The following is a 26,041-nucleotide window of genomic DNA, read 5'->3' as shown; positions in this document are numbered from 1 at the left end:
CTCAGAAAGCTATCACCGAACCCGCTCCGACGAGGGCAGACATCGATTTGCTGAATGACGCCGGGCTGCGCGTGCCGACGGCATCCGCGGGGGTGTGCGACCCGCCGTGCGGGCGGATTCCACGCCGACCGAACATAACGGATTGATAACGATTTGCTGAGTGCGGAAAGTGCAGGCGAGAGCAGTTACTCGCGGGGCTACCGGCGGGTATACCCCGAAGTCGGAACTAAACATGAGGGTTTCCTCATATTTTTGTGTCATTATTGCAGGCGTTCGGCAGCGTCGCCGTGCACCCATCCGCACACCGCATCAGCGCTACCCGTCTGCACACACCTCGTCAGGAGACCACGTGACCCTCGACCAGTTCCGCTCGCACCAGCGCACCGCCGGCCCCGCCGCCCCGGAGCCGAGTCTGCTCGATCGGATCAGTGCCGGCGAGAGCTATGCGATCGCCTTCGGCGGGCAGGGCGGCGCCTGGCTGCCCACGCTCACCGAGCTGGTGATCGACGCCGACCTCGAGCATCGGATGGCGGCCGTGGTCGCGGCCGCAGACCGCCTGCTGGCGCCCGTCGCCGAGGAGCTGGCCCGCGCCGGTGCCGACGGCTTCGACCCGATCACCTGGCTGCGCGACCTCGACGGGGACCGTCCGGTGCCCTCGACCGACGAACTCGCGGCGGTCACCGTCTCCATGCCGGGTGTCCTGCTGACTCAGCTCGCCGCGATCGCCTCGCTGGCCAAGCAGGGACTCGACACCGCCGAACTGCCGCCGGTGGCGGTGGTGGGCCACTCGCAGGGCGCCCTGGCCGCCGAGGCGCTGGCCTCGGGAGGCCACCTGCCCGACGCCGGCGACAGTGAGCTGCTCGCCCTGGCCCGGATGATCGGGGCGGCCGCCACCCTCGTCGCCCGGCGCCGCGGCATGCTCGGTTCGGCCGAGGCCTCATCCATGCTCGCCGTCTCACAGGTGGTGCCGCAGGACGTGGAAGTGCTGCTGGCGCAGTACGTCTCGGAACTTCCGGCCGATCAGCGCGTCGGCGCGCCGGCCGTTGCGATCCACAACTCGCGGCGTTCGCTGGTGCTGGCCGGAGCGCCGCGGCACCTGGCCGCCTTCGAAGGGCTGTGCCGGCAGCGTGCCGCCGCCTCCGCCGACGAACGCAAGCGCAAGGTCACCGGCGGCGCGCCCTTCGCCCCGGTCTTCGAGCAGGTGCTCACCACCGTGCCCTTCCACCACCCGGACATGACCGAGGCCGTGGACCTGGTCACCGGATGGGCGCAGCGCACCGGCATCGATCCGGCGCTGGCGCACCGCTACGCCGACATGCTCCTGGTCCAGCACCTGGACTGGGTCTCCGAGGTGGCCGAGGTGGCGGCCGCCGGCGCCCGCTGGATGATCGACTTCGGCCCCGCCGACATGGTCACCCGGCTGGCCGCGCCGAGCCTGCGCGGACAGGGCGTGGGCACCGTGGCCGCCGCCACCCGCGGTGGCCAGCGCAATCTCTTCGTGCCCGGCAACGTGCCCGAGGTGTCGGCGCCGTGGGGGCTGTACGCGCCGCGGCTGGCCACCCTCCCGGACGGGCGTACGGTGGTCGAGACCGCCTTCACCCGGCTCACCGGCCGCTCGCCGATGCTGCTGGCCGGCATGACGCCGACCACCGTCGATCCGGCCATCGTCGCCGCGGCGGCCAACGCCGGGCACTGGGCCGAGCTGGCCGGCGGCGGCCAGGTCACCGAGGAGATCTTCGCCGGCAATCTCGCCCGGCTCACCGAGCTGCTCGAGCCGGGCCGGCAGGTGCAGTTCAACTCGCTCTTCCTCGACCCGTATCTGTGGAAGCTGCAGCTCGGCGGCAAGCGCCTGGTGCAGAAGGCCCGTGCGGCCGGCGCCCCGATCGACGGCGTGATCGTCACCGCCGGCATCCCCGAACTCGAAGAGGCGGTGGATCTGGTCGCCGAGTTCGACGAGGCCGGCCTGCACTACGTCGCCTTCAAGCCCGGCACCGTCGAACAGATCCGCGCGGTCATCCGGATCGCCACCGAGGTTCCGCACTTCCCGATCATCGTGCAGGTCGAGGGCGGGCGGGCCGGCGGTCACCACTCCTGGGAGGACCTCGACGACCTGCTGCTGGCCACCTACGCCGAACTGCGCGACCGCGCCAACGTGGTGCTCTGCGTCGGCGGCGGCATCGGCACCCCGGAGCGGGCCAGCGAGTACCTGACCGGTGAATGGTCCACCGCACACGGCTATCCGCGGATGCCGCTCGACGGCATCCTGATCGGCACCGCGGCCATGGCCACCCTCGAGGCCACCACCTCGCCCGAGGTCAAGCAGCTGCTGGTCGACACCGCCGGCGCCGACGAGTGGATCGGCGCCGGACACTGCGCCGCCGGCATGGCCTCCGGGCGCAGCCAGCTCGGCGCCGACATCCACGAGATCGACAACACCGCCTCGCGCTGCGGCCGGCTGCTCGACGAGGTCGCCGGCGATGCCGATGCCGTCGCGGCCCGCCGCGACGAGATCATCGCCGCCATGGCCGCCACAGCCAAGCCCTACTTCGGCGACGTCGACACCATGACCTACCGGCAGTGGCTCGACCGCTACCTGGAACTGGCCGTCGGCGCCGATCCGGAGCATCCACTTCCGTGGGCCGACGTCACCTGGGCCGAGCGCTTCACCGAGATGCTGCGCCGCACCGAGGCACGCATGCATCCGCTCGACAGCGGCGAATTCGGCTCGCTGTTCGGCGAGGTGGTCGACGACGGTCACGCCGCCGTGGCGCTGCTGGCGCAGACCTACCCCGCGGTCGGCAGCGACGTGCTGCACCCGGCCGACGTGGCCTTCTTCCTGGATCTGTGCCGCACCCCGGGCAAGCCGGTCGGCTTCGTCCCGGTGATCGACAAGGACGTCCGGCGCTGGTGGCGCAGCGACTCGCTGTGGCAGGCCCACGATGCGCGCTATCCGGCCGACGCGGTGTGCATCATCCCCGGCCCGGTGGCCGTGGCCGGCATCACCGAGGTGGACGAGCCGGTCGGCGACCTGCTGAACCGATTCGAGGCGCAGGTGGTCGGCGATCTGACCGGCCGCGGCGAGCAGCCGGTGCCGATCGACGCCCGCCGTCGTACCGGTGAGGTGACCCCGGCCGGGCCGCTGAGCGTGCTGCTGGAGGCGCAGGACGTCTCCTGGGCGGGCCGGATCGTGCCCAACCCCGTCTCCCTGCTGGGCAAGCGGAGCGACTGGGAGGTCTTCGGCACCGACGCCGCCGAGCATCCGAGCGGCGCCCGGGTGGTCTCCCGGGGCACCGCCGACGGCGTCACCGATCTCGAGCTGAGCGTGCCGGTCTCCGGGACCACCGTCACCATCACCCTGCTCGTCGACGCGACCGCCGTCGACGGGGCCGTGCCGCAGGTGCGCACCGACGACGCGGCCGGCGCCATGCGCGAGCTGCTCACCGTCGCCGCCGGCGGACACCTCACGCAGCCGGTCGACGGCGCGGTCACCACCGTGGTGCCCTGGCACGCCGACGCGGTGGCCGACCACTCCGGGGCCACCAGCGCCTCGCTGCCGGCGGCGCTGACCCCGGTCACCCCGGCCACCCCGCACGGCTTCGCCGTCCCCGACACCCTGGTCGCCGCCTGCTGGCCGTCGGTCTTCTCGGTGATCGGCGCGGCGCACACCGCCGACGGCGTGCCGGTGGTCGAAGGCCTGCTGGATCTGGTGCACCTCGATCACGCCACCGCCCTCACCGGTGCGGTGCCGGCCGCCGACACCTCGCTGACGGTCACGGCCCGGCTGCTCGGCGTCTACGACGCCTCGGCCGGCCGGGTGGTGGAGGTCGCGGTGACCGTGACCGACGCCGGAACCGGCGCGCCCGTCGCCGAACTCACCGAACGCTTCGCCATCCGCGGCCGCAACGGGGACGCCGACCTGACCGACCCGCAGCGGGCCGGCGGGGCGCTCACCGACGAGCGCAGCGCGCAGCGCAAGCATGTGCGCACCGCGACCATCACCGCACCGAAGAACATGACCGGCTTCGCGGTGGTCTCCGGCGACCGCAATCCGATCCACACCGATCCGCTGGCCGCCCGGCTGGCCGGCCTGGGCGAGCCGATCGTGCACGGCATGTGGCTCTCGGCCGCCGCCCAGCAGGTGGTGTGCGCGGCCGACGCCGACGCACCGGTGCCGTCGCCGCGGCCGCTGCGCGGCTGGACCGCCCGCTACCTGGGCATGGTCCGGCTCGGCGACGAGGTGACCGTGCGGGTGGACCGCGTCGGTCTGCAGGCCGGTGCCGACGTCCTGGAGGTCACCGCCAAGGTGGGCGACCAGCTGGTGATGGCGGCGACGGCCCTGGCCGATCCGCCGCGCACCGTCTACGCCTTCCCGGGACAGGGCATCCAGCGCAAGGGGATGGGCCTCGACGCGCGCTCGCGCAGCAAGGCCGCCCGGGAGGTGTGGGACCGGGCGGACGCGCACACGCGGGAGGCGCTCGGCTTCTCCATCCTGGCCGTGGTCCGGGACAATCCGACCACGCTGGTCGCCCGCGGGCAGACCTATCACCACCCCGACGGCGTGCTCTTCCTGACCCAGTTCACCCAGGTCGCGATGGCGACCCTGGGCGTCGCGCAGATCGCCGAGCTGAAGGAGGCCGGCGGCTTCGTCGAGGGCGCCATCACCTGCGGTCACTCGGTGGGCGAGTACAACGCCCTCGCCGCCTGCGCCGGGGTGCTGCCGCTCGAAGCGGTGCTCGAGGTGGTCTTCCAGCGCGGCAGCGCCATGCACCACCTGGTGCCGCGCGATGCGCAGGGCCGCAGCAACTACCGGATGGCGGCCATCCGCCCCAGCCAGTTCGGGCTGGCCGACGACCAGGTCACCGACTTCGTCGCGGCGACCGGCGCCGAGGTGGACGAGTACCTCGAGGTGGTGAACCTGAACCTGCTCGGCTCGCAGTACGCCATCGCCGGCACGGTGGCCGGTCTCGAACACCTCGAGACCGTCGTCAAGCGCCGCGTCGCCGAATACGGCGGCAAGCCGGCCTTCGTGCTGGTGCCCGGCATCGACGTGCCCTTCCACTCGACGGTGCTGCGTGCCGGTGTTCCGGAGTTCCGGGGCAAGCTCGACGAGCTGCTGCCGGCCGACATCGATCCGGACATCCTGGTGGGCCGGTACATCCCGAACCTGGTGCCCCGGATGTTCAACCTCGGCCGCGAGTTCGTCGCCGAAATCGCCGCGCTGGTGCCCTCCGAGCCCCTGGCCGGGGTGCTGGCCGACTGGGACTCCTGGTCGGCCCGCCCCTCGGAGCTGACCCGTGTCCTGCTGATCGAGTTGCTGGCCTGGCAGTTCGCAAGCCCGGTGCGCTGGATCGAGACCCAGGACCTGCTCTTCTCCGGTGCCGAGCAGGGCGGCCTGGCCGTCCAGCGCTTCGTGGAGGTGGGTCTGAAGACCGCGCCGACCCTGACCGGTCTGGCCCGCAACACGCTCAAGCTCGACGACTACCTCGGCGCCACCACCGAGGTGCTCAACGCCGAGACCGACGCGGCGGTGCTGCTGGCGCAGGACAGTGCGCCCGAGCCCGAGGACGACGAGCCCGCCGATGAGGCGCCCGCGCAGACCCCGGCGGCATCCGAGCCGTCGGCCGCGCCCGCGGCGGCTCCGGCACCGACGGCGGCCGCCGCCGGTCCGCGCCCGGCCGACATCGCCTTCACCGCCTCGGCGGCGGTGCGTGCGGTGATCGCGCTGTGGACCAAGCTGCGGGTGGACCAGCTCGGTTCGGCCGACACCATCGAGGCGCTCTGCGACGGCGTCTCCTCGCGCCGCAACCAGCTGCTGCTCGACATCGGCTCCGAACTCGCACTCGGTGCCATCGACGGGGCGGCCGAGGCCGACCTCACCGCGCTGAGCGCGACCGTCGACTCGCTGGCCCGCGGTTACCGGCCGCTCGGCGAGGTGCTCACCGATGCGGTCGCCGACCAGGTCCGCAAGATCGCCGGGCCGGTCGGCAAACGCCCCGCGTACATCGGCGACCGGGTGACCGGCGTCTGGGAGCTCGGACCGGGCTGGGCGCTGCACACCCTGGTCGCGCTCGCCCTGGGCACCCGCGACGGCGTCAGCGTGCGCGGCGGCGAACTGGGCGACCTGCTCGACGGCCCGGTGGGCGACACCGCCGCCCTCGACGCGGTGATCGACCGTGCCGTGCGCTCGGTGGGCGCCGCACACGGCGTCGCCGTGGAGCTGCCGGCCACCGGCGCGGCCGGCGGGGCCACCGTCGACGCCGCGGCGCTGGGAGAGTTCGCCGAGCAGATCACCGGCAAGGACGGTGTGCTGGCCGCGGCGGCCCAGACGGTGCTGCGCAAGCTCGGCCTGGCCGAGACCGCCTCGGCCGAGGCCGCCGACGACCAGCACGCGCAGCTCGCCGACCTGGTCAGCGCCGAACTGGGCAGCGACTGGCAGCGTGCGGTCACCCCGGCGTTCGATACCGCCAAGGTGGTCCTGATCGACGACCGCTGGGCCACCGCCCGGGAGGATCTGGCCACCGTGTGGCTCACCGACGACGACCGGATCGACGCCGGTTTCGACGAGCTCACCGGGCGCTTCGCCGGTGCCGGAGCCACCGTGGCGAAGCACGCCACCTGGTGGCAGGGCAAGGCTCTCGCGCAGGGCCGCACCGCGGCCGCCGACGCCTACGCGACGATCGCCGCGGCCGCCGAGAGCGGCGAGACGGGGGAGTACTCCGGTCAGATCGCGGTGGTCACCGGCGCCTCGCCGGACTCGATCGCCGCGGCCGTGGTGGGCCGGCTGCTCGCCGGCGGCGCCACGGTGGTCGCGACCACGTCCTCGCTGAGCGAGCGGCGGCTGGCCTACTACACGCGGCTCTACCGCGAGCGGGCCCGGTTCGACGCGGCGCTGTGGGTGGCCCCGGCCAACCTGGCCGCCTACGCCGACGTCGACGCGCTCGTCGACTGGCTGGGCAGCGAGCAGACCGAGAACCTGGGCGCTTCCACCGCGGTGGTCAAGCCGGTGATGGCCCCGGACCTGCTGTTCCCGTTCGCCGCCCCGCGGGTGGCCGGGGATGCGACCGAGGCCGGACCGCGCGCCGAACTGGAGATGAAGGTGCTGCTGTGGTCGGTGGAACGGCTGATCGGCGGACTGTCCGCGATCAACGCCGACGCCGACCTCGACGCCCGGCTGCACGTGGTGCTGCCCGGCTCGCCCAACCGCGGCATGTTCGGCGGCGACGGCGCCTACGGCGAGGCCAAGGCCGCGCTCGACGCGCTGGTCAATCGCTGGAAGGCCGAGGACTCCTGGAACCGGCGCACCACGCTGGCCCATGCGCTGATCGGCTGGGTACGCGGCACCGGGCTGATGGGTGCCAACGACTCGATGGTCGCCGCAGTGGAGGCCGCGGGGGTGCGCACCTGGAGCACCGAGGAGATGGCCGAGGCGCTGACCGAGCTGTGCAGCCCGGACCTGCGTGAAGCCGCGCGCCTCGCACCGATCAGCGGCGACTTCACCGAAGGCCTGGACCCGGCCACGGTCGACCTCAAGGCACTGGCCAAGGTCGCGCAGGAGGCCGCCGCCGAGGGGACCGGCACCACCGGTGCGGCAAAGGATCCCGGCAGTACACAGGTCACCGTCGAGGCGTTGCCGGCCCCGGCCCGCGCGGAGCTCCCGGCCGAGCTGGAATGGCCCGAGCTGGATGCGGCACCGGAGGATCTGGTGGTGATCGTCGGCGCCGGCGAGGTGGGACCGTACGGTTCGGCACGCACCCGGTTCGAGATGGAGGTGGACGAGAAGCTCTCCGCCGCAGGCGTTCTGGAGCTGGCCTGGACCACCGGTCTGATCACCTGGGACACCGCGCCCAAGGCGGGCTGGTACGACGGTGAGACCGGTGATCCGGTGCCCGAATCGCAGATCGCGGAGCGGTACCACGACGCGGTGCTCGAGCGCTGCGGCATCCGCCGTTACGCCGACGACGGGGCGATGGTCGAGAACTCGGCCCCGCTGCTCGAATCGGTGTTCCTGGACGAGGATCTGAGCTTCACGGTTCCCGACGAGGCCTCCGCACGCGCCTTCGAGTCGGCCGATCCCGAGCGCACCCGGGTCACGGCCAACGCCGACTCGGGCGACTGGACCGTCACCCGGCTGGCCGGCACCGAGATCCGGGTTCCGCGCCGCTTCGAGCTCTCCCGGACCGTCGGCGGCCAGATCCCGACCGGCTTCGATCCCACCCGCTGGGGCGTCTCGCCGGACATGGTCGAGTCGGTCGACCGGGTGGCCCTGTGGAACCTGGTCGCCACCGTCGACGCCTTCCTCACCGCCGGCTTCAGCCCGGCCGAGCTCATGCGCTGGGTGCACCCGGGTCTGGTGGCCAACACCCAGGGCACCGGCATGGGCAGTATGACGTCCATGCGATCGCTCTACGTCGACACTCTGCTCGGCGAGTCGAAGGCCAACGACATCCTGCAGGAGGCGCTGCCCAATGTGGTTGCGGCCCACGTGGTTCAGTCGTACATCGGCAGCTACGGCGCGATGATCCACCCGGTGGCGGCGTGCGCCACCGCGGCGGTCTCGGTCGAGGAGGGCGTGGACAAGATCCGGCTCGGCAAGGCGCTGTTCGCGGTGGCCGGCGGGTTCGACGATCTGGGTATCGAAGGGATCGTGGGCTTCGGCGACATGTCGGCGACCGCGGACTCGGCGGCCATGGAGGCCAAGGGCATCGCTCCCCGCCGGTTCTCCCGGGCCAACGACCGGCGGCGCGGCGGCTTCGTCGAGTCGGCCGGCGGCGGCACCGTGCTGCTGGCCCGCGGCGACGTCGCGGCCCGGCTGGGGCTGCCGGTGCTGGGCGTGGTGGCCTGGGCGCAGAGCTTCGGCGACGGCGTGCACACCTCCATCCCGGCCCCGGGCCTGGGCGCCCTGGGTGCGGCCCGCGGTGGCGGCGACTCGGCGCTGGCCGCGGCGCTCGGCGCGCTGGGGGTGACCCCGGACGAGGTGGCGGTGGTGTCCAAGCACGACACCTCCACCCGGGCCAATGATCCGAACGAGGCCGAACTCCACGAGCGGCTGGCCGGAGCGATCGGCCGCAGCGACGGGGCGCCGCTGTTCGTCGTCTCACAGAAGTCGCTGACCGGGCACGCCAAGGGCGGTGCGGCCGCCTTCCAGCTGATCGGGCTGTGCCAGGTGCTGCGCGACGGGGTGATCCCGCCCAACCGGAGCCTGGACTGCGTCGACGACAAGATGCGCGAGTACCCGCACCTGGTGTGGCCGCGCCGTCCGCTGCGGATGGGCGATCGGCTGCCGCTCAAGGCCGGTGTGCTCACCTCGCTGGGCTTCGGGCACGTGTCCGGGCTGATCGCGGTGGTGCACCCGGAGGCCTTCGTCGCCGCCCTCGGCGAGCAGGAGCGGGCCGACTACCGGGCGCGGGCGCAGGAGCGTCTGCGCGAGGGACGGCAGCGTCTGCTCTCGGCGATGTGCGGCGTGCAGCCGGCCTACCAGCGGCCGCCCAACCGGCGCTTCGACGAGGCCGCCGACGAACACGACGCCGAGGCCGCGCTGCTGCTCGACCCGGCCCGCCGGCTCGACGCCGCCGGGATCTTCGAGTGAGCGTGATCGGGGTCGGCATCGATGTGGTGTCGGTGCCGGCCTTCGCCGAGCAGCTGCACCAGCCGGGCTCGACCATGCTGCACACCTTCCGGGTGGCCGAGCGGCGCGACTCCGCGGAGCGTACCGGCGACGACGAGCAGCACCTCGCGGCCCGCTGGGCGGCGCGCGAGGCGGTGATCAAGGCCTGGTCGTCGAGCCGCTTCGCGCAGTCGCCGGTGCTGCCGGAGTCGGCGGTGAACGACGTCGAGGTAATCACCGACACCTGGGGTCGGCCCAAGGTCCGGCTGCACGGCGACCTGGCCAAATACCTCTCGGGTGTGCTGATCCACGTCTCGCTCACCCACGACGGCGACACCGCCGCCGCGGTGGCGATTCTGGAGGAGCCGCCGCAGGCCGGCTGACCGGTGCGAGTTCCGGCGGGTGCGCTCAGCCGCGCCCGCCGGCCTCCTCGAGCAGCAGATAGCCGGCCAGCATCCGCTTGAGCTCGTCGACGACGAGCTGCTGGTCGTTCTCGGTCTGCACCGAGAAGCTCAGCACCGAGTAGGCCGTGTGCACCAGCACCTCGGCCATCAACTGCCGGCGCTCGCGCTGGGAGGGGGTGAGCGGGGCCAGCAGCAGGGCCACCTTCTCGGCCAGGATCTGCTCGTTGAGAGCGGCAGTGACCCGGGTGGCCGGGGTGGACTGCACCGCCAGCCACACCGCGCGGCGGGACGGATCGGTGTGCCAGAGCGCGGCCAGATGGTCGAGGAACTTCTCGAGCAGGGCCGGCCATTCCAGGGACGGGATCTCGCCGGCGAAGGCGGTCAGTTCGTCGCGCACCCCGGCGGTGTCCACTCGGTCCAGTTCGCACACCACCACGTACTTGTTGGCGAAGTACTGATACAGGGTGCCGATCGGCACGTCGGCGCGTGCGGCGATCTGTTCGCAGGTGAGCGATTCGAAGCCCACCTCGATCAGTTCGGTGCGGGCGGCGTGCAGGATGTCCTCGAATTTGCGCCGGCTGCGCTCCTGGGTGGGGCGCTTGCGGGGCACCAGCGGCTGGCTGGAGATGGCGGCGTGACGCATGACCGGGGCCGGCCGCCTACAGCGACAGGTCGCGGCGCAGCTTGGCGACGTGGCCGGTGGCGCGCACGTTGTACAGCGCGGCGCCGAGGGTGCCGTCCTCGTTCACCAGGAAGGTCGACCGGATCACGCCCTGCACGAGCTTGCCGTAGAGCTTCTTCTCCCCGAAGGCGCCCCACGCGGTGAGCACCTCTTTGTCCGGATCGGAGAGCAGCGGGAAGGTCAGTTCGTCGCGCTCGACGAACTTGGCCAGTTTGGCCTGCTTGTCGGGGGAGATGCCGATGACGTCGATGCCCTGCCCGTTCAGTTCGGTCAGGTTGTCCTGGAAGTCGCACGCCTCCTTGGTGCACCCGGGGGTCATGGCGGCGGGGTAGAAGTACACGATCACCTTGCGGCCGGCGTAGTCGGCAAGGGAAACCGGGCGGCCGTGCGAGTCGGGGAGGGTGAAAGCGGGGGCGACGTCGCCCACTTCGAGACGTCCGTTGACTGACATGAGCACTAGCCTAGCCGGGTCACCGGGTGCGCCGGGTAGGCTCGGTGCGTCGCGTGTGCACCGCTCGCGCACCCGCACGGGGCGCAGCGGGGACACGCTCGACCCGAGACAAGACTTCGACCGGATGGAGAACGTCGTGGCCGACGACACCGAACGCATCGAGCAGGAGATCGCCCAGGCGCGGGAAGATCTCGCCAAGACCCTCGACCAGCTGGCCGAGCGCGCCAATCCGCAGCGGCTGGCCGACGACGCCAAGACCCGCGCGCTGGCCATCATCAACAAGCCCGCCGTGCGCTACGGCCTGATCGGCGCCGGCGCCCTCGTCGTGGTGCTGGTGGTCCGCAAGATCAAGAGCTGACCCGCCCGCCCGCTGAGTGCGGGCACACTTTCGCATCCTGATTTCGGGTTCGCGGCCTCAGCCGAGGCCGCGAACCCGAAATCAGGATGCGAACTCACTTCGAGGCCGAACGGCACCGCAGCAGCAGGAGCCGGCCGGGGTTCCGACCGCGCCGCAGTGCTACCGCCGGCCCTCGCCGGCGCGATCAGCGCCCGACCGCGCGCCGGCGAGCGCATACGCCACCGAGACGCCGATCATCGAGCCGTCAATCGGACGATTGCCCAGGACAGCGCGCAGATACACCGGTGCCACCAGAATCTCGATCAGCTGATATCCGTCGGTCGACGACGGGATCTCGCCGCGGGCGACGGCTCTGTCGACGATGGGGGTCGCCGCCGCGAACCGGCTGTCGAAGAACGCCGCGCGCGCCTCTGTCACGGAGGGATCGTCGCCCTCGACGGCCGCCGCGCTGCGAACTACTCGCAGGACTTCCGGTCGGCTCAGCAAGTCGCAGATCTGGCTCAGCAGAGCCGTCAAGTCCCCCTCGAGGTTCCCCGTGTCCGGCACCGGATTGTCGAGTGCGGCCAGGCGGAGCAGCGCGGCTGCGGTGAGGTGATTGATGGTCGGCCACCGCCGGTAGACCGTGGTTTCGGCGACGCCGGCGGCCTTGGCGACTCCGCGGATGGTCAGTCCTGAGTAGCCGACGTCGAGCAGCAGGTCGAGGGCGGCGGACTCCACCGCTTCGGATACTCGCGCGGAGCGGCCACCGGTGCGACGGACCGGCTGAGGTGACGTAACCATGTCTGCATCATGGCGTACCGCCGTCACACCTGCCATGGCCTGCCATGGCCGGAGCCGCCCCGGAGGCCGCACCTTGACGCTATGACGACCATCACTTATCGTTCAGTAACGATAGACCGTATAGCGTTAAGGAGACCATGATGACCACCCGAGAACTTGCGATCGGCGCCGTGATCGGCGGTCGCCTCCATGCGCGGGCGGACGTGCTCGCCTGGGAGGACAAACGGATCGACGCCGCTGCGACGAAGCTCGGTGTGGCCCGGCCGCCCGCGGCGCCGATCCCGGCCCGACGGGAGAACTGGCTGGAGACCAAGCGGGCGATCGGCGACGAGGAGATGCTGCGGCGGCTGGCGCGGGACACCCGCCTGGCCGGCCTCGTCAGTGCTGCGCAGGCTCGTGTCACGTCCCGGCGCCGCGCGTGTGTCACCGAGCTGTTCGTCCAGGGTGCGTCGTCGGGCCGGTTCACCGAATGGTTCAACCACATCACCTTCGAGTCCGACCGCGACGCGATGGAACTGGCGTGCCCGGACCATTTCGTACTCCGTATGCACGACGGAGCGCAGCAGGTCGTCGAGACGAACGGGGGGAGTCCGTTCACGGCGGCGTTCGACATCGACTACGACGACGTCTCCAGCCTCTCCACGCCGGTCGATCCGTTGTTCGGTCATCGCCTGGACGGGGTGGCGAGGGGTGGCAACGGCCGGCCGATCGGCGGTGTGCGCCACCAGTTCCGGAACATTCCCGGCGGTGTCCACGCCCGGCTGGTCGTGGAATTCCCGTTGTTGATACCGGAGACGGTGGTGCGTGGACATCGCTGGCATCTCGCCTGTGAGTTCTCCAATTGGTTCGAAGCGGCCGTCGCTGCAGAGGGAGCGTGACGACCGATGGCACCTGAATTCGATATCGACGCGGTCATCCACGGGCGACGTGTGCCCCGGGCCGAAATGCTCGCGTGGGAGGATCGGCGGATCACTGCGTCGGCGAAGAAGCTCGGCGTGACACTCGACGGCGGCGACGTCGTCAGTCGTCGCGAGCAACTGGTCGCGGTGAAGATGGACATCGGCGCCGAGGGCATCCTGCGTCGATTCAGCCGCTCGCTCCAACTGTCCGACCGGAGCGCACGATGGGGCGCCGGACTCTTCCGTGGGCGGGCCTTCGTCACCGCTGAGTTGCATGTGACGCGGGGCTCGTCCGCCTACTTCTGCGACTGGTTCGACGAGCAGCTCCGGGCCGACAACCGTGCCGCGATGCTGCGCGCCTGTCCCGACCACTACCTCCTGCGCACGTGCGAAGACGGTCGGCAGCAGGTGGTGCAGGCGACCGGGGCAAGTCCGATGCTCAATCAGTTCTTCCTGGCGTACGGCAGCGACGACGGACTCGCGAACCCGCGCGAACCCCGATACAGCCACCAGATCGTCGCATCGGCGCGGCTCGCGGACGGGAGCCTCGCCGGCGGCGCACGGATGCAGTTCCGCGACACGGGCCACGGCTTCTATGCCCGCTTGATCGAGGAGTTTCCCAAGGCGACCCCGTCGTTTCTGATCAAGCAGCAGTGCTGGCATACGGCTCTGGAGTTCTCGAACTGGGCCGAGGCCGCCGATGGCGAGTGACCTGTCAGGGCAGCGCATCGTCATCACCGGCGGGTCGACCGGAATCGGCTTCGAGGCCGCACGCGCCGCGGTGGCGGCCGGCGCACGGGTGTTCATCACCGGCCTTCCGCCGGTCGACGACGTCCGGCAGGCCGCAGCGCGGATCAGTGACGATCCGACGGTGGTCGGGTACGCCGCGATGGACTCCTCGAAGCCCGAGTCGGTCATCGCCGCCGCACAGGCAGCGGAGGAGTTCCTCGGGGTCATCGACGTCCTGGTCAACAATGCGGGGGTGTCGTCGCAGTCCCTCGTCGTCGATCACGTCGTCGATCGTGCCGAGGCCGAGATGCGGATCAACTACTTCGGCACGTTCCGGATGACGCAGGCGATACTGCCCGCGATGCTCGAGCGCGGGTCGGGGACGATCGTGAATGTGGCGTCGACGCTGGCGAACGTGCCTGCACCCACACAGGCGAACTACGGCGCCACGAAGGCCGCGATCAAAGCGTTCTCCGGGGCTCTGCGCAGCGAGGTGGAGCGGAGCGGGCTGAACGTCACAGTCTTCTACCCGGGCTTGACGCGGACGGCGATGACCTCGTCGCTCAATGTTCGATCACCGGGCCTGCTTGACCCCGAGGCTGTGGCCAAACACCTGGTCAAGGCGATCGAGGACCATCCCGCGCACTATACGACCGGCCTGCTCTATCGAAGCCTGGGACTGCTCGGCCGTATCGCGCCGGAGACCTCCCGGCGTCTGCTCAAGCGGTACTACTGACCCATCACGAGGTGACCGAACATGACATCAACACTCCACAATGAAATGCCGGTGCCGTCGACGGTGGTGCGCCAGTTCCGCGACCGAGTCTCCGATTCTGCCGACCGGATCGCCTATCGATGGCCGGGGGCCGACGGCGCCGCATGGGAGAACATGACCTGGCGAATGGTCGGAACGTCGGTGGAGCGGTGGGCTGCCGGCCTGCTGGCCCTGGGAATAGGCCCCGAGCAACGCGTCGGTATCGCCGCGAGTACGCGCGTCGAGTGGATCCTCGCCGATCTCGCGATTCTCAGTGCGGGCGCCGCCACAACGACCGTGTATCCGTCCACCACGGCGGCCGATGTCGCGCATATCGTGTCGGACTCGGGATGCGCGGTGGTCTTCGCCGAGGACTCCGCCCAGGTGGCGAAGCTCCGCGAACACCGTGCCGCACTTCCGGAGCTGCATCGGATCGTCCTGATCGACGGACCTGCCGAGGACGAGTGGACCATCACTGTCGAGGAACTCGAGCGGCTCGGCGACGAGTACCTGCGTGCGGACCCGGACGCGGTGACCCGGGCGGGTGACGAGGTGACACCGGACCGGCTGGCCACACTGATCTACACGTCCGGAACCACCGGGGCGCCGAAAGGGGTCCGACTGACGCACGGCGCCTGGGCGTATCAGGGGGACGTCGGGCGCCGGCTGGGAACACTCGACGAGACGGACCTGCAGTTCTTGTGGCTCCCGACGGCGCACTCGTTTGGGAAGGTGCTGCTGGCGATCCAGCTGACGTGTGGCTTTCCGACGGCGATCGACGGCCGCGTCGACCGGATCATCGACAATCTCCCGATCGTCGAGCCGACCTTCATGGGCGCTGCGCCCCGGATCTTCGAGAAGGCCTATGCCCGGATCGTCGCCTCACAGGAGAGCGCCGGCCGGGTGAAGCGTGCAGTGTTCCGTCGAGCGTTCGCGGTGGGTATGCGTGTCGACGAGCTCAAGCGCACGCGACGCCCGATTCCCATCGTCCTGCGGCTGCAGTGGGCGGCCGCCGACCGTCTGGTCTTCGCCAAGGTGCGTGCACGATTCGGCGGCCGTCTGAGATTCTTCATCTCGGGATCGGCAGCCCTGAACGACGACATCGCACGGTGGTTCCATGCTGCTGGAATCCGCATCTTCGAAGGCTACGGGCTGACCGAGAGCTCCGCCGCGTCGTTCGTCAACACCCCGGACTCCTACCGGATCGGCACCGTCGGCTCCGTCTTCCCGGGTGCCGAGGTGCGCATCGACGACAACGGCGAGGTGCAGTTGCGCGGGCCGCACGTGATGGACGGCTATCACAACCTCCCCGAGGCGACGGCGCAGGCCATCACCGCAGACGGCTGGTTGCGGACCGGTGACAAGGGGGCCCTCGACGAGGACGGCTTCCTGCGGATCACCGGCCGGATCAAGGACCTGTTCAAGACCTCGGGTGGAAAGTACGTGGCGCCGGCCGCCATCGAAGCGAAGTTCAAAGCCCTGTGCCCGTACGTCAGTCAGTTCCTGGTGTTCGGTGACCGACGGAACTACTGTGTAGCGCTGGTCACGATGGACCAGGCCGAGATCGCCGGCTGGGCCCGCGACCACCGGATCCCGGGCGACTACCGCGCTGTCGTGACGTCGCCCGCCGTGCGGCAGATGGTCGCCGGTTATGTCGATGAGCTGAACCGGGGGCTCAATCGGTGGGAGACGATCAAACGCTTCGAGATCCTCGAACGCGACCTGAGTCTGGCGTCGGGTGAACTGACGCCGTCGCTCAAAGTGCGCCGAGCGGTGGTCGAGGCCGACAATGCCACAACGATCGCGGCGCTCTACGGGGATCCTGCGGGACCCGAGCCGGTGGAAGCGACGCCGGCTACGGCGCGCCGCCGGAGGCGCGAGGCCGTTCCCGCAACCGGAGAATCCTAGGATATGTCCAATGGGTGATGGTGAACCGGACGGTCCGCGGCCGCCGGCGCCGCGTGTTCGCTATGCGGCGGTGGGCGACAGTTTCACCGAGGGCGTCGGAGACCCTCGGTCGGACGGCGACGTGCGCGGCTGGGCCGACCTGGTCGCACAGGGGCTCGCCGACGTGTCGGGGGAGGACGTCGGATACGCCAATCTCGCCGTTCGGGGGCGCCGGCTGGCTCCGATCGTCGACGATCAGATACCTGCCGCACTGGCTCTGGACCCGCCGCCGACCGTCGTGACGATGAACGGTGGCGGCAACGACATTCTGGGCCGGGACTGGGATCTCGATACGGTTCGTCGCCGGACGGAGTCGGCGCTGATCGCCTGCGTGGACGCCGGGGTCTCTCCGATCCTCCTCAGTGGTCCAGATCCCTCGGCGAGCCTGCCCTTCGGCCGTACGATCCGCGGCCGCGGAGCGCGGTTGACCGAGGCGCTGGCGGAGATGGCGGACCGGTGCGGGGTGACCTTCGTCGACCTGTTCGGCACGGCGGAGCTGCGTGATCCGGCGTATTGGTCGTCAGATCGATTGCATCTCAATCCGCGTGGGCATCAGCGGGTCGCTGACCATGTGCTGGCCGCGGTGTGCGGTCGGCCGGTGGCCGGCGAAGAGAATCTGCAGGCGCGGTCTCCGGGTCGTCTGGACGGCCTCGCCTTCACCGTGGGGCATCTGCTGCCCTGGGTCCTGCGCCATGCCACGGGCCGGTCGTCGGGCGACGGTCGCTCGCCCAAGCACCCGGACTGGGTTGCGGTCGCGCCGGCCACCTGAATCGTCGGCCACCTGAATCGTCAGCCACCTGAATCGTCGGCCACCTGAATCGACGACAGAAAAGTCCCGCACCGGTGTTCTACCGGTGCGGGACTTCGTCTCTGTGCGCCATCAGGGACTCGAACCCCGAACCCGCTGATTAAGAGTCAGCTGCTCTGCCAATTGAGCTAATGGCGCTTGGCCTTGCGAGAAGAAACAGTAACAGGCCATCGGCCGAACTGAGAAATCGCCTGGTCAACCAGCGCAGGCCGGGGGAGCGGTGGTCAGGACTTGCTGCCCGTGAGCTTCTTGACCACCCAGAGCAGGATCACCGAGCCGAGCAGGCAGGTGAGGAAGCTGAAGAACCAGCCGGCGGACTCCACGTCGAAGACCAGGCCCAGGATCATGCCGCCGATCAGACCGCCGATCACGCCGACCACGATGTTCATCAGCAGGCCCTGCTGTTCGTCGGTGCCCATGATCTTGCTGCCCAGCCAGCCGGCGAGGCCGCCGATGACGATCCAGGCGAAGAATCCGAGTGAGAGCATGAGGGGCTCCTTCCAGCGGTTGCGGTACGGCGCGCCGGGCAGTGGTACCCGGCACGCGGTCGTCGGGTACCAGTGGACCATGATCAGCCCGCTCGGGGAAGGGGACGCGTAGACTGGCGGCGGGCTAATCGCATGGATGTGATTCAGCCCTCCTCGTGTCATTCGAGTGTGAGCCTCCTCGTGTGCGCGATCGTCCCGCGATTGCGTACAATGACGTAACCGAAGTCCGGTCCGTTTTTGTGGGGGCAACAACGGTGCACGGACGAGGATCACCGGTGTCGGGCAGGTCAGAAATGTGGAGTGAGATGAAGGTTCGTTTCTCGCGTCGTCGCGCGGTCGCACGCACGAGTGCGCTGCTGGTCACGATGGCCGCCGCGACGGTGGCACTGAGTGCGTGCAGCCCCGGCGGCTACGACGATCAGGTGCACGCCGCCGGTGAGTTCTCCGACATGATCAAGCCGGCGATCACCGTGCTCGGCGGCGACGGCAAGCCGCTGCAGCAGGACGCTGTGGGCGTGCAGCCGGGCCAGCCGCTGGTGGTCAAGGCCACCGAGGGCGCGATCGCCGACGTCAACATCGCCAAGGCCAACGGCTCGCCGGTCAAGGGCACGCTCAGCGACGACGGTTCCACCTGGACCAGCGACGAGGCGTTCGGCTACGACCGGACCTACACGGTCAAGGCCGAGGCGCTCGGCGTCGGAGGCAAGACCGAGACCGTCCAGCGCTTCACCACGCAGGCCCCCAACAACCTCACCGCCGCCTACATCACGCCGGGCAAGGGCGAGACGGTCGGCATCGCGCAGACCGTCGGCGTGCGCTTCGACGAGGCCATCCCGGACCGCAAGGCCGCGCAGGACGCCATCAAGATCACCACCGACCCGCAGGTCGACGGCGCGTTCTACTGGATCAGCGACAACGAGGTGCGCTGGCGCCCCGAGCACTTCTGGAAGCCGGGCACCAAGGTGAAGGTGGAGGTGAACACCTACGGCATCAACCTCGGCGACGGCATGTTCGGCCAGGAGAACGTCTCGTCGAACTTCACCATCGGCCGGGACATGGAGCTCTTCGCCGACGACAACACCAAAATGGTCACCGTCAAGAAGAACGGCAAGGTGATCAGGACCATGCCGACCTCGATGGGCAAGTCCGACACCCCCACCGACAACGGCATCTACATCATCGGCGACCGTCTCGACCACATCATCATGGACTCGTCCACCTACGGCGTCCCGGTCGGCTCGGCCGACGGCTACCGCACCCCGGTCGACTTCGCGACGCAGATGTCCTACAGCGGCATCTACCTGCACTCGGCTCCGTGGTCGGTGTGGGCGCAGGGCAACACCAACACCAGCCACGGCTGCCTCAACCTGAGTCCCGACGACGCCCTCTGGGTGGTGCGCAACACGCTGCGCGGCGACCCGGTCACGGTGAAGAACACCGTCGCCGGCACGCTCTCGGGCTCCGACGGTCTCGGCGACTGGAACGTGCCGTGGTCCACCTGGTCCAAGGGCAACGCCTGACCTGCCTGTTCCGGCTTCGGCCGGGCTGAGGATAACCGGTCCCGACGGGACCGGTTATTCTTGTCTCAGTGGACGTGATCGATCGCTCGGTCGGGGTTGTCAACGATGCCATCGGCCAGTGTTACTATCGCCCGCGAGAGAGAACAACCCCTTCGACACTTAGGTGGCTGAACCATGGCACGTCCCTCCTGGGAGACCGACGACCTTTCGGCGCTGCGCGAGATGGCGCGGGCGTTCTGCGAGAAAGAACTCGCTCCGAACATCGAGCGCTACAACGCACAGAAGCACGTCGACCGCGAGCTGTGGCGCAAGGCCGGTGAACTGGGACTGCTGTGCATGTCCGTCCCGGAGGAGTACGGCGGCGGTGGCGGCACCTTCGCCCACGAGGCCGTACTCATCGAGGAGCAGGCGCGCGTCGTCGACTCCGGCTGGGGCCAGAGCCTGCACAACGGGATCATCGCGCACTACATCCTCGCCTACGGTTCCGAGGAGCAGAAGAAGAAGTGGCTGCCCAAGATGGCCAGCGGTGAGGTCGTCGGCGCCATCGCGATGACCGAGCCGGGCACCGGCTCGGACCTGCAGGCGGTCAAGACCAAGGCCATCAAGGACGGCGACGACTACGTCATCGACGGCTCCAAGACCTTCATTACCAACGGCGCCGAGTGCGACCTGGTGATCGTGGTCGTCAAGACCGACCCCAGCGAGGGCGCCAAGGGCATCTCGCTGGTGCTGGTCGAGACCGAGCGGGAGGGCTTCCGCCGCGGCCGCGTGCTCGACAAGGTCGGCCTCAAGGGCCAGGACACCGCCGAGCTCTTCTTCGACGGCGTCCGGGTGCCGCAGTCCAACCTGCTCGGCGAGAAGGAGGGCACCGGCTTCATTCAGCTGATGAACCAGCTGCCCCAGGAGCGCCTGATCATCGCCGTCTCGGCCGTCGCCTCGATGGAGGTGTCGCTGGCCAAGACCCTCGAATACACCAAGGAGCGCGAGGCGTTCAACCGGCGCGTCTTCGACTTCCAGAACACCAAGTTCAAGCTGGCCGAGGTGGCCACCGAGGCTCATGTGGCCCGGGTCTTCCTCGACGACTGCATCGAGAAGCACCTGCGAGGTGAACTCGACATCCCCACCGTCGCCATGGCCAAGTGGTGGACCACCGACCGCGCCATGAGCGTGGCGGACACCTGTCTTCAGCTGTTCGGCGGCTACGGCTACATGAACGAGTACCCGATCGCCCGTATCTGGGCCGACAACCGGGTCCAGATGATCTTCGGCGGCACCAACGAAATCATGAAAGACATCATCTCGCGGTCGCTGTGATCGGCTGACACCGTCCACGACGACGGGCCGGGTACCCTCAGGTGCCCGGCCCGTTGTGCATCGCACCCGACGATCCTCCACCGCGATCGTCATGACGTAGGTCACAATGGTGGGCAGTGTGGGTGCAGCGACAGTGGAGGTGGAACCTTGGGCACGATCGTTCTGGCGGAGACCCGGACCGATACCGAACGGCAGGCCGTGGCCGATTGGGCGGCCACCCACCATCCCGGCGCAGCGGTCGAGAGCCTGGGACAGGCCCGTATCGACGACCTGCCCGGCGACACCGTCCTGGTTCCCGCCCGGGTGGTCTGGCTGCCGCCGGAACGTGAAGGGCAGCGGCGCGGCCGTCTGGTCGACGTGGTGCTGCTGTCCAATCCGCGGAGGCCGCCGGCGTTCCGGCAGGCCGCGATCCGCAACCGCCACCCCGATCGGGTCGCCGTGGTGGCCGGGGCCCCGGCCACGATCGACGAGATGCGCGAGCCGTACCGGGAGCGGCAGGCCGACGGAGAGTCGTTCCCCGCATTCGTCGGCATGCGGGCGCACATCGCCGCCGAACGCGCCGAACGCGCGCTGGTGGGCGATCGCTACAAGGTGCCACGGCTGGTCGCCGAGCAGATCAGTTCGTCGGCGCGATTCCGGAACGCCTGCGCCGCCCTGGCCGCCGACCTGGGCCGCCCGGCCGCCGACGTCGCGGCCGAGGCGACCGGCAAGATGAGCACCTTCGTCGCCACCCAGAGCGCCCTCATGCGTGATCTCTTCGACTCGGCCTTCGGCCGACTCTACAAGCGGGCCTGGACGGTGTCGGTCGACCTGGACACGCTCGGGCGGCTGCGCGAACAGAACGCGTCGACCTCCCTGATCTTCCTGCCCTCGCACCGCTCGTACGCGGATCCGCTGGTGCTCTCCGGGGTCCTGCACGAGTACGAGTTCCCGCCCAACCTGGTGCTCGGCGGCAACAACCTGGCGTTCTGGCCGGTGGCTCCGGTCGCACAGCGGGCCGGGACCATCTTCATCCGGCGCCAGTTCGGCTCCGACCCGATCTACAAGCTGGCCATGCGCTCGTATCTCTCGTTCATCGTGGAGAAGCGCTTCAACCTCGAGTGGTACATCGAGGGCGGGCGCAGCCGCACCGGCAAGCTGCGGCCGCCGAAGCTCGGACTGCTGGCCTATGTGGCCGAGGCCGTCGAAGCACTCGACGACGCCGACGCCACCATCGTGCCGGTGTCGATCGTCTACGATCAGCTGCCCGAGATCGCGGTGATGGCGCAGGAGTCGGCCGGCGGCACCAAACGGCCGGAGGACCTGAAGTGGCTCGTCAAATACGCCCGCGGGCAGCGGGTGCACCGCGGCGAGGCGCGAGTGCGCTTCGGTGAACCGTTCTCGCTGCGCACCGAACTCCAGCGCTCCGGCGACGGCCGGGCCCGGCTGGAGAAGGTCGCGTTCAAGGTGATGGACGAGATCAACACCGCCACACCGATTTCGGCGACCTCGCTGGCCGGTTTCGCACTGCTCGGCGCCGCCGACCGGGCGTTCACCGCCGCCGAGATCGAGGCGATCCTGGCGCCGCTGCTGCGCTACATCGACGAACGCGGACTGCCCGGGCCGGATCCGTCGCTGTGCCGCGGGATCGGTCTGCTCAACACCCTCGGCGAGCTCACCGGCGCAGGCGTGCTCGACACCTTCGACGGCGGACCCGAACAGGTCTGGTCGGTGGCTCCCGACAACCACGCGGTGGCGGCCTACTACCGCAACGGGGCGGTCCACCACTTCGTCGACCGCGCCATCGTCGAGCTGTGCATGCTGGCGGTGGCCTTCGGCACGGTGCGCCCGGACGCGGCCGAGCGCACCCGCGATCCCGATGCGCTGCTGCACGTCTCGCAGGACGAGGCGCTGCGGATCCGCGATCTGCTCAAGTTCGAGTTCTTCTTCCCGGCCAAACAGGAGTTCCTGCACCGCCTGGGCGCCGAGCTCGACCTGATGTCGCAGGAGTGGCGCACCGTCGAGCCGACCCGGGAATGGGTGTACGACACGCTCTTCGCGCATGCGGGGAGTCTGCTCGCGCGCCGGACCCTGCAGAGCTTCCTCGACGCGCAGTTGGTGGTGGCGCGTCACCTCGCGAGTCTCGGCAGCGCCCGAGTGAATAAGGACACGGTGTTGATGGACTGTCTCGGACTGGGCCGGCAGCTGTCGTTGCAGGGGGTCATCCTCAGCAAGGACTCGGTGTCGAAGGATCTCTACGACGGGGCCTACCGGCTCGCCGAAAACCGGCATGCGGCAGGCGATGTCGACGCCGACGAACTGGTGCGCGCGCGTCGCGACTGGCTGGCCGAGGTCGAAGAGCTGCGCGAGCGGCTGGCCCGGATCGCCGAGATCGAGGCCGAGCGGGCCGCCTCCGACGCGCGGGTCGCGCACAATGCGGCCGCCCACGGGGAGACGGGCAGCGACGAGACCGTCGCGGTGACCGGGGATGCGGAGGCGCAGCGGTGAGCGCACTCGCCGAACGCCTCGCCCAGATCCGGTCGGCGCCCGCCGGCGACACGGTGTGCGCGTTCTTCGACTACGACGGCACGCTGATCGAGGGCTTCTCGGCCGCGGACATCTTCAAGGCCCGGGTGCTCAGCCTCGACTTCACCGCCGGTGAGGTGCGCGATGCGCTGCTGATCGGCCTGCGCGGCTGCAGTTCCGAGCAGGACTCATCCGGGCCCATCGGGCGCGTGGTCACCGCATCGTCGTCGCCTCGTCGGCGACCCGTTTCCAGATCGAGCCGATCGCCAAGGAGATCGGCGCCGACCGGGCCCTGGCGACCGACGTCGAGGTGGTCGACGGGATCGTCACCGGACGGGTCAAGGGCCGTCCGCTGTGGGGACCGGGCAAAGCGGCCGCGGTCCGGCGGCTTGCCCGCGAGTGGAACCTCGATCTGCAGGCCTCGTTCGCCTACTGCGACGGCAACGAGGACGTGCCGTTCCTGGAGGCGGTCGGGAACCCGGCGGCCGTCTCACCCCAGCGCGGTCTGCGCGGGGTCGCCGAGGAGCGCGACTGGCCGATCCTGGACCTGCGGAATCCGTCCTACAACACCGTGGGGAAGGTGCTGCGCACCGGCGCCTTCTACGGCAGCTTCCTGGGTGGGGCGGCCGTCGGCATGGCCCGCGGACTGTTCGCCGGTGACCGGGTCGCGGCCATGCAGGAGGCCGTCGGTGAGGGTCTCGACGTCGGATTCGCGCTCGCCGGAGTGGACGTGGACGTGCTGTCCGGCCGGGAGTACCTGACCTCGGCGCGGCCGTGCGTCTTCGTCTTCAACCATCAGTCCAAGCTCGACCTGCCGGTGATGATCCACCTGATCCGCAGCAATGCGACCGGGGTGGTGAAGCGGGAGGTGAGCAAGCTGCCGGTGTTCGGGCAGATCCTCGACGCCGGGGGTGTGGTCTTCATCGACCGCGCCGATGCGGGCAAGGCGATCGAACAGCTCGAGCCGGTGGTGGAGAAGATCCGCGACGAGGGCGTCTCCCTGGTCGTCGCGCCGGAGGGGACGCGCTCAGCCACCCCGCGCATCGGCGCGTTCAAGAAGGGGCCGTTCCACATCGCCATGCAGGCCGGCGTCCCGGTGGTGCCGGTGGTGCTGCGCAATGCCGGCGAGGTGATGTGGCGGGGAGCGCAGCTGATCAATCCGGGCACCGTGGAGGTGCGCGTGCTGCCGCCGGTGGACACCTCGGAGTGGACGCCCGAGCAGGTGGGCGAGCATGCCGAGCAGGTGCGCGAGCTGTTCGTGCAGGCCCTGACCGACTGGCCGGTGACGGCTTTCGACGATGGGCGGATGACCCGGACCCGCAGTGTCTTCGAGTGGCAGGAGAGTGCCGATGAGCAGTGAGTCCGCGGGCGGAGACAAGCCGCTGCACTGGGCCGACGATCCGCATATGAGCCCGGTCGACACGGTGATGTGGCGCGGTGACGCCGATCGGCGCCTGCGGTCGACGCTGGGCATGCTCGAGATCTACGACTGCGCACCCGACTGGGACCGGCTGGTGGCCGCACACGACTGGGCGAGCCGGATGGCGCCGCGCTTCCGCGAGCGCGTGGTGGAGTCACCGCTGCGGATGGGCACCCCCAGCTGGGCGGTCGATCCCGACTTCGATCTGCACTACCACCTGCGCCGGATCCGTCTCGGCGGCGACAATTCGCTGGCCGAGCTGCTGCGCACCTGCGAGCAGCTCGGGATGACACCCCTCGACCCCGCCCGCCCGCCGTGGGAGGGCTACCTGATCGAGGATCTGCCGGACGGGAAGACGGCCTACTTCGTCAAGGCGCACCACGCGCTCACCGACGGGCTCGGCGCGATCATGGGACTCGCACAGCTGCATTCGACCACCCGCGATCCCATCCCGGGCAAGCCGCAGCCGCCGGCACCGGACGTGCACGGTCCGTCCGGGCTCGACGTGCTGCGCCGCCAGCTCGAGCAGGAGGCGCGGCGGGTCCCGGTGATCGCCGGGAAGGTGGTCGACGGCGCGCTGGCCCTCACCTCGCCGCGGTCGGCGCTGTCGAAGGTGCTGCGCTACGGACGGTCGGTGCCGCGGGTGGCCGGGCTGATCAGCCCGCCGGGTTCGCCGCTGCTGGCCGGACGCAGCGTCGGCCGGCGCTATGCGGCCTTCGAGGTGCCGTTCTCGTCGCTGAAGGCGGCGAGCACCGCCACCCGCTCGTCGATCAACGACGTCTACCTGGGTGGACTGATCGGCGGCTTCCGGCACTATCACGAGCGCATGGGCACCATGGTCGATGCGATCCCGGTGGCCGTACCGATCTCGGTGCGCTCGGACGACGACACCCCCGGCGGCAACCGCATCGCGGTGGGCCGGCTGGCCGGTCCGGTGGGGATCGACGACCCGTTCGAGCGGGTGCTGACCGTGCGGGAGCAGGTGCGCGCCGCGCGCACCGAGCCGGCCGTCGACGTCTTCAACACCGCCGGACCGTTGCTCGCCTGGCTGCCCGGACCGGTGCTGACCCAGTTCAGCGGGGCGACGTCGATGAACGACCTGCAGGCCTCGAATGTGCCGGGCATCCCGTGGGACACCTTCGTGGCCGGCGCCAAGGTCGAGCGGATGTTCCCGTTCGGCCCGCTGCCCGGCTGTGCGGTGATGGCCACCATGATCACCCACAACGGCATCGCCTGCCTCGGACTGAATCTCGATCCGGCCGCGATCACCGAACCCGATGTCTTCGCCGAGTGCATCACCGCCGGTTTCGACGAGGTGATCGACCTGGCGGGTGACGATTCGCTGCCCCGGATGACCGAACTGCGCTGAGCAGGTGCC

Annotated in this window: 16 protein-coding genes, 1 tRNA gene and 1 pseudogene; 13 read left to right on the top strand and 5 right to left on the bottom strand. The window is 70.0% G+C overall.

Annotated elements, in window-relative coordinates:
* Window positions 1-349 precede the first annotated feature (349 nt).
* Together ACJMNC_RS02795 and ACJMNC_RS02790 are read left to right on the top strand one after the other, a co-directional pair.
* On the top strand, window positions 350-9,586 hold the full coding sequence (locus ACJMNC_RS02795) for a fatty acid synthase subunit beta domain-containing protein (RefSeq protein WP_408946396.1): 9,237 nt from the start codon (window positions 350-352) through the stop codon (window positions 9,584-9,586).
* A complete protein-coding gene (locus tag ACJMNC_RS02790; RefSeq protein ID WP_408946395.1) occupies window positions 9,583-9,987 on the top strand; it encodes a holo-ACP synthase in 405 nt (134 codons plus the stop codon). Before ACJMNC_RS02795 ends, ACJMNC_RS02790 begins: the two co-directional genes overlap by 4 nt.
* A 25-nt stretch (window positions 9,988-10,012) precedes the next feature.
* Here ACJMNC_RS02790 and ACJMNC_RS02785 read toward each other — a convergent pair whose 3' ends face one another.
* A complete protein-coding gene (locus ACJMNC_RS02785) occupies window positions 10,013-10,651 on the bottom strand; it encodes a TetR family transcriptional regulator (protein WP_408946394.1) in 639 nt (212 codons plus the stop codon).
* A gap of 16 nt (window positions 10,652-10,667) precedes the next feature.
* On the bottom strand, window positions 10,668-11,141 hold the full coding sequence (gene bcp / locus ACJMNC_RS02780) for a thioredoxin-dependent thiol peroxidase (protein WP_408946393.1): 474 nt from the start codon (window positions 11,139-11,141) through the stop codon (window positions 10,668-10,670).
* 136 nt (window positions 11,142-11,277) lie between these two features.
* Between bcp and ACJMNC_RS02775 the strand changes: the two genes are divergently transcribed.
* Window positions 11,278-11,499, top strand: coding sequence for a DUF3618 domain-containing protein (locus ACJMNC_RS02775; protein WP_408946470.1), 222 nt, complete (start codon window positions 11,278-11,280; stop codon window positions 11,497-11,499).
* A gap of 159 nt (window positions 11,500-11,658) precedes the next feature.
* Here the strand turns inward: ACJMNC_RS02775 and ACJMNC_RS02770 are convergent, their stop codons facing one another.
* Window positions 11,659-12,279 carry a TetR/AcrR family transcriptional regulator gene (locus ACJMNC_RS02770; RefSeq protein WP_408946392.1) on the bottom strand — a complete coding sequence of 207 codons (621 nt, stop codon included), beginning with the start codon at window positions 12,277-12,279 and terminating at the stop codon, window positions 11,659-11,661.
* A gap of 140 nt (window positions 12,280-12,419) precedes the next feature.
* Between ACJMNC_RS02770 and ACJMNC_RS02765 the strand changes: the two genes are divergently transcribed.
* The 5 genes from ACJMNC_RS02765 to ACJMNC_RS02745 all read left to right on the top strand — a co-directional run bounded on the left by ACJMNC_RS02765 (window position 12,420) and on the right by ACJMNC_RS02745 (window position 17,377).
* Complete coding sequence (locus ACJMNC_RS02765) at window positions 12,420-13,157, top strand: hypothetical protein (protein WP_408946391.1); 738 nt, start codon at window positions 12,420-12,422, stop codon at window positions 13,155-13,157.
* Between the two features lie 6 nt (window positions 13,158-13,163).
* Window positions 13,164-13,889, top strand: a complete 726-nt coding sequence (locus ACJMNC_RS02760; protein ID WP_408946390.1) for a hypothetical protein — start codon at window positions 13,164-13,166, stop codon at window positions 13,887-13,889.
* Window positions 13,879-14,643 carry an SDR family NAD(P)-dependent oxidoreductase gene (locus ACJMNC_RS02755; RefSeq protein ID WP_408946389.1) on the top strand — a complete coding sequence of 255 codons (765 nt, stop codon included), beginning with the start codon at window positions 13,879-13,881 and terminating at the stop codon, window positions 14,641-14,643. The genes ACJMNC_RS02760 and ACJMNC_RS02755 overlap by 11 nt, the downstream gene beginning before the upstream one ends.
* Window positions 14,644-14,664: 21 nt before the next feature.
* Window positions 14,665-16,569 (top strand): AMP-dependent synthetase/ligase, encoded by a 1,905-nt coding sequence (locus ACJMNC_RS02750; protein WP_408946388.1) that lies wholly within the window; start codon window positions 14,665-14,667, stop codon window positions 16,567-16,569.
* Window positions 16,570-16,639: 70 nt separating this feature from the next.
* On the top strand, window positions 16,640-17,377 hold the full coding sequence (locus tag ACJMNC_RS02745) for an SGNH/GDSL hydrolase family protein (protein ID WP_408946387.1): 738 nt from the start codon (window positions 16,640-16,642) through the stop codon (window positions 17,375-17,377).
* Window positions 17,378-17,481: 104 nt separating this feature from the next.
* Here ACJMNC_RS02745 and ACJMNC_RS02740 read toward each other — a convergent pair.
* Window positions 17,482-17,554, bottom strand: a tRNA-Lys gene (locus ACJMNC_RS02740).
* Window positions 17,555-17,640: 86 nt separating this feature from the next.
* Window positions 17,641-17,904 (bottom strand): GlsB/YeaQ/YmgE family stress response membrane protein, encoded by a 264-nt coding sequence (locus ACJMNC_RS02735; protein ID WP_408946386.1) that lies wholly within the window; start codon window positions 17,902-17,904, stop codon window positions 17,641-17,643.
* A 305-nt stretch (window positions 17,905-18,209) separates the two neighbouring features.
* On the opposite strand from ACJMNC_RS02735, the gene ACJMNC_RS02730 reads away from it, so the two are divergent.
* From ACJMNC_RS02730 to ACJMNC_RS02710, 5 genes and pseudogenes are all read left to right on the top strand, one after another.
* Window positions 18,210-19,424: an Ig-like domain-containing protein gene (locus ACJMNC_RS02730; RefSeq protein ID WP_408946385.1), complete on the top strand. Its 1,215-nt coding sequence runs from the start codon at window positions 18,210-18,212 to the stop codon at window positions 19,422-19,424.
* Between the two features lie 174 nt (window positions 19,425-19,598).
* Complete coding sequence (locus ACJMNC_RS02725) at window positions 19,599-20,738, top strand: acyl-CoA dehydrogenase family protein (RefSeq protein ID WP_408946384.1); 1,140 nt, start codon at window positions 19,599-19,601, stop codon at window positions 20,736-20,738.
* 147 nt (window positions 20,739-20,885) lie between these two features.
* A complete protein-coding gene (locus tag ACJMNC_RS02720) occupies window positions 20,886-23,225 on the top strand; it encodes a glycerol-3-phosphate 1-O-acyltransferase (protein ID WP_408946383.1) in 2,340 nt (779 codons plus the stop codon).
* A pseudogene (locus ACJMNC_RS02715) lies at window positions 23,222-24,603 on the top strand (HAD-IB family hydrolase). The gene ACJMNC_RS02720 and the pseudogene ACJMNC_RS02715 overlap by 4 nt, the downstream one beginning before the upstream one ends.
* The gene (locus ACJMNC_RS02710) at window positions 24,593-26,032 is read left to right on the top strand and encodes a wax ester/triacylglycerol synthase domain-containing protein (protein ID WP_408946382.1); all 1,440 of its coding nucleotides are present in this window, start codon (window positions 24,593-24,595) and stop codon (window positions 26,030-26,032) included. The pseudogene ACJMNC_RS02715 and the gene ACJMNC_RS02710 overlap by 11 nt, the downstream one beginning before the upstream one ends.
* Window positions 26,033-26,041: the final 9 nt, after the last annotated feature.

It is taken from the genome of Gordonia sp. VNK21 (genome assembly GCF_046098115.1).
In the GTDB taxonomy this organism is placed as follows: Bacteria; Actinomycetota; Actinomycetes; order Mycobacteriales; family Mycobacteriaceae; genus Gordonia.
This window is presented reverse-complemented; position numbering and strand designations above follow the sequence as displayed.

Bases quoted from the DNA above. Each gene is read 5' to 3' on its own strand.
- bcp (WP_408946393.1), bottom strand. From the start codon at position 11,141: ATGTCAGTCAACGGACGTCTCGAAGTGGGCGACGTCGCCCCCGCTTTC.
- ACJMNC_RS02725 (WP_408946384.1), top strand. From the start codon at position 19,599: ATGGCACGTCCCTCCTGGGAGACCGACGACCTTTCGGCGCTGCGCGAG.
- ACJMNC_RS02730 (WP_408946385.1), top strand. From the start codon at position 18,210: ATGAAGGTTCGTTTCTCGCGTCGTCGCGCGGTCGCACGCACGAGTGCG.
- ACJMNC_RS02735 (WP_408946386.1), bottom strand. From the start codon at position 17,904: ATGCTCTCACTCGGATTCTTCGCCTGGATCGTCATCGGCGGCCTCGCC.
- ACJMNC_RS02750 (WP_408946388.1), top strand. From the start codon at position 14,665: ATGACATCAACACTCCACAATGAAATGCCGGTGCCGTCGACGGTGGTG.
- ACJMNC_RS02710 (WP_408946382.1), top strand. From the start codon at position 24,593: ATGAGCAGTGAGTCCGCGGGCGGAGACAAGCCGCTGCACTGGGCCGAC.
- ACJMNC_RS02765 (WP_408946391.1), top strand. From the start codon at position 12,420: ATGACCACCCGAGAACTTGCGATCGGCGCCGTGATCGGCGGTCGCCTC.
- ACJMNC_RS02770 (WP_408946392.1), bottom strand. From the start codon at position 12,279: ATGGTTACGTCACCTCAGCCGGTCCGTCGCACCGGTGGCCGCTCCGCG.
- ACJMNC_RS02755 (WP_408946389.1), top strand. From the start codon at position 13,879: ATGGCGAGTGACCTGTCAGGGCAGCGCATCGTCATCACCGGCGGGTCG.
- ACJMNC_RS02760 (WP_408946390.1), top strand. From the start codon at position 13,164: ATGGCACCTGAATTCGATATCGACGCGGTCATCCACGGGCGACGTGTG.
- ACJMNC_RS02785 (WP_408946394.1), bottom strand. From the start codon at position 10,651: ATGCGTCACGCCGCCATCTCCAGCCAGCCGCTGGTGCCCCGCAAGCGC.